This is a genomic window from Psychrobacter cibarius (genome assembly GCF_016107535.1).
Taxonomy (GTDB): domain Bacteria; phylum Pseudomonadota; class Gammaproteobacteria; order Pseudomonadales; family Moraxellaceae; genus Psychrobacter; species Psychrobacter cibarius.
This window is the reverse complement of record NZ_JABASQ010000012.1, coordinates 71,795-78,389: the sequence shown is the minus strand read 5'-3', so window position 1 is coordinate 78,389 and position 6,595 is coordinate 71,795. Positions and strand designations below refer to the sequence as shown.

Sequence of the window (6,595 nt, the reverse complement as noted above, 5' to 3'; positions counted from 1 at the left end):
TGACGCCTGATATCCACGCCCTAGAAGGACGTGGTTTTACGGCGCTAGATGATAATATTTTAGAATGTGACACACAGTATAGAGCGTGTTACCCGTTCAACTTAAGTCGCTATCCTCGTTGTTATCTGCGTTATACTAGCCATAAGCATTGACTATCACTGAGCTGACTGCTTAGATGGTTTATAACTAGGAGAATGTCATGACTCAAGAACACGCTTCCCATGAAAAGCGCAAAATCATCGATAAGTTTTTGATGAAACTCACCAAAGAAGAGCCGCAAATGTATTATGCTAGCACCTCTGAGGTCGCTCGTAGTATCCATACTATGATAAAAGAACACACCAATCGCCTGTCGGTAGAAGATCAGGCGCTCGTTAGACATATGACCGTCGAGGAGATACAAGACTTGCTAGGCTTTCACCTTAAATAATCACACTTTCAACGTTCCCATAAAAAAAGCCCGCTTATTTGCAGGCTTTTTTATTATTAAAACTTCAATTTAGAGCATTGAAAATATACATCGCTTAAAACGGATACTCGCGTGGCTCATGTTGCATAGATATCCAGTGCGTTCTAGTAAACTCTTCTAGCACCCACTCACCGTTAAAACGACCAATACCTGAGTTTTTCTCGCCACCGAATGGTAAGTTACTTTCATCATTGACTGAAATATCATTAATATGTGTCATGCCTGCTCTGATACCGCGAGCAAAGCGTATGCCTTTTGCCATATCTTTTGTAAATACCGCACTCGACAGACCAAACATTGAGTCATTGGCGATCGATAACGCATCATCTTCATCTTTGGCACGAATGATACCGACCAATGGTCCAAATACCTCATTACGTGACAAATCCATCTCGCGCGTCACTTCAGTAAAGATATGCGGCGGTACAACTTGTCCTTTAATCTCACCACTTAGTATCATTTTTGCACCTTCTTGCTGCGCATTAGCGATTTTCTCTTTCAACGATTCGACTTGTTTTTTGTTAATAATCGGACCAACCGCCGTGTCTTGTTTGCTCGGATCGCCGACATTTAACGTTTTAACGTGTGCCAAGAAACGCTCAACAAAGTCATCATAAATCTCGTCTTCAACGATAATACGATTGATAGCAATACAGATTTGACCTTGATGTAAGAACTTCCCAAAGGCGGCTGCTTTGACCGCTTGCTCAATATCAGCGTCTTTTAGTACCACAAATGGACTGTTACCACCCAACTCAAGCGCTACTTGTTTAATGTAGTCGCCGCCATTAGCCAACTCGCCAATGCGCTTACCGACTGAAGTAGAGCCAGTAAATGATACAAAGCTTGGGGTTTTGTGTTCAACGATCGCATCTCCTATCTCTTTGCCTGAGCCAACCACCACGTTGAGCAAGCCTTTTGGCAAACCTGCTTCTTCGAATACTTTTGCTAGCAGCAAACCACCAGTCACTGGAGTATCACTCGCAGGCTTGAGTACCACAGCGTTACCAAGTGCTAAGGCTGGTGCAATAGAACGTTGGGTCAAATGTAATGGAAAGTTCCACGGACTAATGACAGCGACGACACCGATGGGCTCACGGTAAACAAAGTTTTCTTTGCCAGGGGTGTTAGATGGACGAATCTCGCCATGTACACGACTGGGGAAAGTCGCAGCCTCAAGGGTAATGCCGCGGGTAGCAGCAAACTCCACCATGGCTTTAACACGGGTACTGCCCGACTCTTTAATGAGCCAATCGACGATTTCATCTTGGCGCTGATCTAAAATCTCAACCACTTTATATAGTACACCTGCTCGTGTCGCTGGCGTTTGCTGTGCCCACTCTTTTTGTGCCGCACTTGCTGCTTGATAAGCTTCATTAAGCTGTGCTTCTGTCGCCTGCTGAATCTTTACAAGTGTATCGCCATTGTAGGGGTTGGTGTTGGTATTGACGCTATCATCTTGACCGCTTTGCCATTCCCCTGCAATGTACTGGAGGTGGAAATCATTATAGGCATTGGCTTTGGTATTATCGGTATCAGTTAACATAATTCTTCTCATTTATTTTATGGATGTTATGTTGGTTGTCAATAAAACAGTATGGCTAGCAAATTGAGGCAGATAAAAAATAACCCTTAACACAGTTATTTATATTAAATAGCCTGCGCTCGCGACATTTGATTAAGCACATCAAAACGAAACTTGCTAGACGACTGGTCTAATGCTACCATAGACCTCATACAAATAAGCGTATTTTGTCAGCAAGTATTGTTGAAAAAACGTAACGTGACCATATCAACCCTGACAATAAGCACTCATTATAAGCAACGATAAAAATCTGCATCGACCCATAGAAAGTATCATGAATAATTGTTAATAGCGCGCTAAGTAGCATTATTCGCCATACCTTATCTCTGAAATACATTCATAAAAAATATAGGAGGACATTACCATTATGTCTGCGGCCTCAACCACAATCCCACCAGATACCAAAACGCATCTGTTAGAAACAGGCTATCAACTGATTTCCAAAAAAGGTTTTACTGCCGTCGGTATCAAACAAATACTAGACACAGCCGGTATTCCTAAAGGCTCTTTTTACCATTATTTTGCCTCAAAGGAAGCGTTCGGTGAAGCTATCATCAGTCATTATTTCACTGACTATAAGATACGCTTAGACGCCATTGGTCGTCAAAAAGTTAATGCTCAGCAAAAGATTTATGATTACTTTCAAAGCTGGTATGACACCCAGCAAAATGGCTGTGATCATGAAAAGTGCTTGGTGGTTAAGCTCAGCGCTGAGGTTGCAGATCTGTCTGAACCTATGCGCATCGCACTGAATGCTGGTTATCAGCAGACCATCAGTTGGCTTGCCGAACAAATCAAAGCAGGCTGGGCGGATGACTCTGTACCACAACCTGACAATATCGCGGCCGAGAGCATGGCCAAACGTTGGTATTTTGCTTGGCTTGGTGCCAGTTTAATCGCCAAGATTAGCCAAACCAATACACCGCTTGCAGAAGTATGGCAGATGACTACTTCTCAATTGGGACGCTAATTTCGTGCGTTAAACGCTTTTTAGCCATTTATACTTCCCTATATCTAAAGCAAAAAATTGAGTTATAAGAGAGTTTTGTAAAAATTACTAGACGACTGGTCTATTTAATGTACAATGCCCACAGTTGTAAAAACGAAAGGCTAATTTGCCACTGAGATTTTTGCACCCAATACGTCCAACACAAATATTTAATGATTTTAGGAATACTATGAATAACTTCCAATATTACAATCCAGTACGTATCGTCTTTGGTGAAGGTCAAATCAAACAACTATCGGAATTGGTACCGACTGATGCCCGTGTACTTATCACTTATGGTGGCGGTTCGGCACAGCGCACAGGTACGCTAGACGAAGTAAAAGAAGCCTTGGCTGCGAGCGGTACACGTACCGTATTCGAATTTGGTGGTATTGAAGCCAATCCAGAATTCACGACTCTTTTAAAAGCTGCAGACATGGTCAATGAGCACAATATTGACTTTTTGCTAGCGGTCGGTGGCGGCTCAGTCATTGATGGTAGCAAATTTGTGGCATTGGTATCGTCACTTACTGAAGAAGATGGCACGACTGTCTCACGCGAACAAGCATGGAATGCACTAACCAGCTATTGCAGAGACATTGATTCTGCCATCGATTTGGGTGCTGTTTTGACCATTCCAGCCACTGGCTCTGAGATGAACTCAGGCGGCGTCATCAATTATAGTGAACGTCAAGCTAAGCTACCATTTGGCAACGCACTTGCCTTCCCTAAATTCTCAATATTAGATCCAATCAAAACACTGACATTACCTGAGCGTCAAGTGATGAATGGTGTTGCGGATGCCTTTGTCCATGTCATGGAACAGTACCTAACGTATCCAGTCAATGCAAAAGTGCAAGATGCCTTTGCTGAGAGCTTGCTGAAAATCCTCATTGATGAAGGTCGTATCGTTAAACAAGATCCAGAAAACTTAGAAACTCGTAAGAATATTATGTGGACAGCGACCATGGCACTCAATGGTCTAATCGGTGCAGGCGTACCGCAAGACTGGACGACACATATGATCGGTCATGAGCTAACCTCGTTACACAGCATCGATCATGCCCGCACCCTAACCATTTTATTACCCTCAGTAATGCGCGAGTTGAAAGACAGCAAAAAAGAGAAACTACTTCAATATGCACATAATGTCTGGAATATTACGCTCGATGATACTCATCAAGACGAAGACGCTGTCATTGAAGCGGCTATTGTCCGTACCGAAAACTTCTTCCGTGACCTTGGCTTGCCCGTCAGTTTAGAAGATGCAGAACTTGATGAGTCAGCTATTGATCCAATTATCAAGCAGCTTGAAGCGCACAACATGGTTCAGTTAGGTGAGCACAGCAACAATGATTTAGAAGTGTCACGTCGTATTCTACAACGTGCTATTAGTAGCAAAGCTGCTTAATAAAAACACCACCGTAATAAGAAACACATATTGTTATGCTATTTATAGTAGTTGCTCAGCACTGAGTAACTACTCCATTCACCATTAAATATCAAAACCAGTAAATATTAAAATCAATAGAATCTTAAAATCAATAAATAGAAAAGGAATCTGATAATGAGCTTTGATAAACAACAAAATCAAAAAACAAACCGTCAAATTAAATTGGCAAGTCGTCCAATAGGTGAGCCAAAAGCTGAAAACTTTGATATGGTAACCAGCGATATCCCATCGCCAAATAACAATGAAATGCTGCTGCGTACCGTTTACTTATCCTTAGATCCATACATGCGTGGACGTATGAGCGATGCAAAAAGCTATGCTGATCCGCTAGAAGTGGGTGATGTCATGATGGGTGGCACGGTTGCCCAAGTCGTTGAATCCAATATCGACAAATTTGCTGTGGGTGACTTAGTGGTCTCAAACTCAGGCTGGCAAGACTATAGCGTCAGTGATGGCGAAGGCGTCTTAAAGCTTGACAAAAACATGTCAAATCCATCTTATGGTTTAGGCGTACTAGGTATGCCAGGCTTTACCGGTTACATGGGTTTGACCGACATCGGTAAGCCGCAAAAAGGAGAAACTTTGGTCGTCGCTGCCGCAACGGGGCCCGTTGGTGCAACGGTAGGTCAAGTTGGCAACCAATATGGCTTACGTACCGTTGGTGTGGCTGGTGGCAAGGAAAAATGTGACTTTGCTGTCAATGAGCTAGGCTTTGATGTCTGTATTGACCATAAAGCGGATGACTTTGCCGAGCAATTAAAAGCGGCTTGCCCAGATGGCATCGATATCTATTACGAAAACGTCGGTGGCAAAGTATTTGATGCCGTTATGCCATTATTAAATGCGCATGCACGTATCCCAGTCTGTGGTCTGGTCTCGCAATACAACGCCACTGAGCTGCCTGATGGTAAAGATCGTCTAGGCGTATTAATGGGCAACATTCTAAGCCGTCGTCTCACCATCAAAGGTTTTATTATTTTTGAAGAATATGGCGATCACTTCCCAGAATTCTTAAAAACCATGAGCAAATGGGTCGAGTCAGGCGATGTTAAAACCAAAGAATATATCGCTGAAGGCTTAGACGATGCACCAAATGCCTTTGTTCGCATGCTAAATGGCGATAACTTCGGTAAAACAGTGGTTAAAGTTTCTGAGGTTGAATAACAGAACCAATGGTTATCAGTTGGTTGAATCGCAAATAACGACTTAACAACATAACTTGCTAAGACAACCACTGAAAATGACCTCTCAACCATGAATACTGTTCTATGAATACCGCTAGCAGTCATTGCAAATACTCATATTGATTACAGATGATTAATTAAGCATGACTGCTAACAACCCATGATTTAAGAACAACATCAATAATAAATAAGGACGACTATGAATATTTTAATGGTACTAACCTCACATGATAAGTTGGGCGATACTGGTAAAAAAACGGGCTTTTGGCTAGAAGAGTTTGCCGCGCCTTATTATGCTTTTATCGATGCGGGTGTCAATGTGACACTTGCTTCTCCTGCTGGCGGTCAGCCACCGCTTGATCCGAGCAGCGATACCGAAGACACGCAAACGAAAGATACCAAGCGTTTTAAAGAAGACAGCGATGCTCAAAAGCATCTTGCCAATACTGAAAAACTGGCTGATATGAACGCTGAAGATTTTGATTCAGTCTTTTATCCAGGCGGTCATGGTCCACTATGGGACTTGGCAGTTGATAAAAATTCGATCAATTTAATTGAGACGTTTGTCAAACAAGACAAACCTGTCGCCTTTGTTTGTCATTCTCCAGCCGCTCTTAAAAATGTCAAAATTGACGGTGAGTATTTAGTCAAAGGCAAAACAGTGACTGGCTTTACCAATTCAGAAGAAGACGCCGTTGGTCTCACAGATGTCGTGCCATTCTTAGTAGAAGATGCACTAAAAGCCAATGGTGGTAACTATGAAAAAGCCGCTGATTGGGAATCATTTGTGGTCGAAGATGGCTTGCTGATTACTGGGCAAAACCCAGCGTCATCAGAGGAAGCTGCCAAGCGCTTAATCACTAAGCTGAAAGGTTAATATCTTTTTAACGTTAATATAATAGACCATGCAAAAAGG

6 protein-coding genes are annotated in these 6,595 nt (G+C 42.6%); 5 read left to right on the top strand and 1 reads right to left on the bottom strand.

The annotated features are described in order from the left end of the window. Positions 1 to 199: 199 nt before the first annotated feature. Positions 200 to 430 carry a hypothetical protein gene (locus JFC08_RS08630; RefSeq protein WP_045454282.1) on the top strand — a complete coding sequence of 77 codons (231 nt, stop codon included), beginning with the start codon at positions 200 to 202 and terminating at the stop codon, positions 428 to 430. Positions 431 to 524: 94 nt separating this feature from the next. On the opposite strand, the gene JFC08_RS08625 is transcribed toward JFC08_RS08630, so the two are convergent. After that, a complete protein-coding gene (locus JFC08_RS08625; RefSeq protein WP_193008828.1) occupies positions 525 to 2,015 on the bottom strand; it encodes an aldehyde dehydrogenase family protein in 1,491 nt (496 codons plus the stop codon). 406 nt (positions 2,016 to 2,421) lie between these two features. Here JFC08_RS08625 and JFC08_RS08620 point away from each other — a divergent pair, with 406 nt between their 5' ends. The 4 genes from JFC08_RS08620 to JFC08_RS08605 all read left to right on the top strand — a co-directional run bounded on the left by JFC08_RS08620 (position 2,422) and on the right by JFC08_RS08605 (position 6,556). Next, positions 2,422 to 3,024, top strand: coding sequence for a TetR/AcrR family transcriptional regulator (locus tag JFC08_RS08620; RefSeq protein WP_193008827.1), 603 nt, complete (start codon positions 2,422 to 2,424; stop codon positions 3,022 to 3,024). Positions 3,025 to 3,232: 208 nt separating this feature from the next. After that, positions 3,233 to 4,453: an iron-containing alcohol dehydrogenase gene (locus tag JFC08_RS08615; protein ID WP_198330427.1), complete on the top strand. Its 1,221-nt coding sequence runs from the start codon at positions 3,233 to 3,235 to the stop codon at positions 4,451 to 4,453. A gap of 156 nt (positions 4,454 to 4,609) precedes the next feature. Further along, positions 4,610 to 5,659, top strand: a complete 1,050-nt coding sequence (locus tag JFC08_RS08610) for an NADP-dependent oxidoreductase (RefSeq protein ID WP_198330426.1) — start codon at positions 4,610 to 4,612, stop codon at positions 5,657 to 5,659. A 219-nt stretch (positions 5,660 to 5,878) separates the two neighbouring features. Then, complete coding sequence (locus tag JFC08_RS08605; protein ID WP_045446333.1) at positions 5,879 to 6,556, top strand: type 1 glutamine amidotransferase domain-containing protein; 678 nt, start codon at positions 5,879 to 5,881, stop codon at positions 6,554 to 6,556. The last annotated feature ends 39 nt before the right edge of the window (positions 6,557 to 6,595 follow it).

Coding starts and splice junctions, on each gene's coding strand:
- JFC08_RS08630 (WP_045454282.1), top strand. CDS start 200: ATGACTCAAGAACACGCTTCCCATGAAAAGCGCAAAATCATCGATAAG.
- JFC08_RS08605 (WP_045446333.1), top strand. CDS start 5,879: ATGAATATTTTAATGGTACTAACCTCACATGATAAGTTGGGCGATACT.
- JFC08_RS08615 (WP_198330427.1), top strand. CDS start 3,233: ATGAATAACTTCCAATATTACAATCCAGTACGTATCGTCTTTGGTGAA.
- JFC08_RS08625 (WP_193008828.1), bottom strand. CDS start 2,015: ATGTTAACTGATACCGATAATACCAAAGCCAATGCCTATAATGATTTC.
- JFC08_RS08620 (WP_193008827.1), top strand. CDS start 2,422: ATGTCTGCGGCCTCAACCACAATCCCACCAGATACCAAAACGCATCTG.
- JFC08_RS08610 (WP_198330426.1), top strand. CDS start 4,610: ATGAGCTTTGATAAACAACAAAATCAAAAAACAAACCGTCAAATTAAA.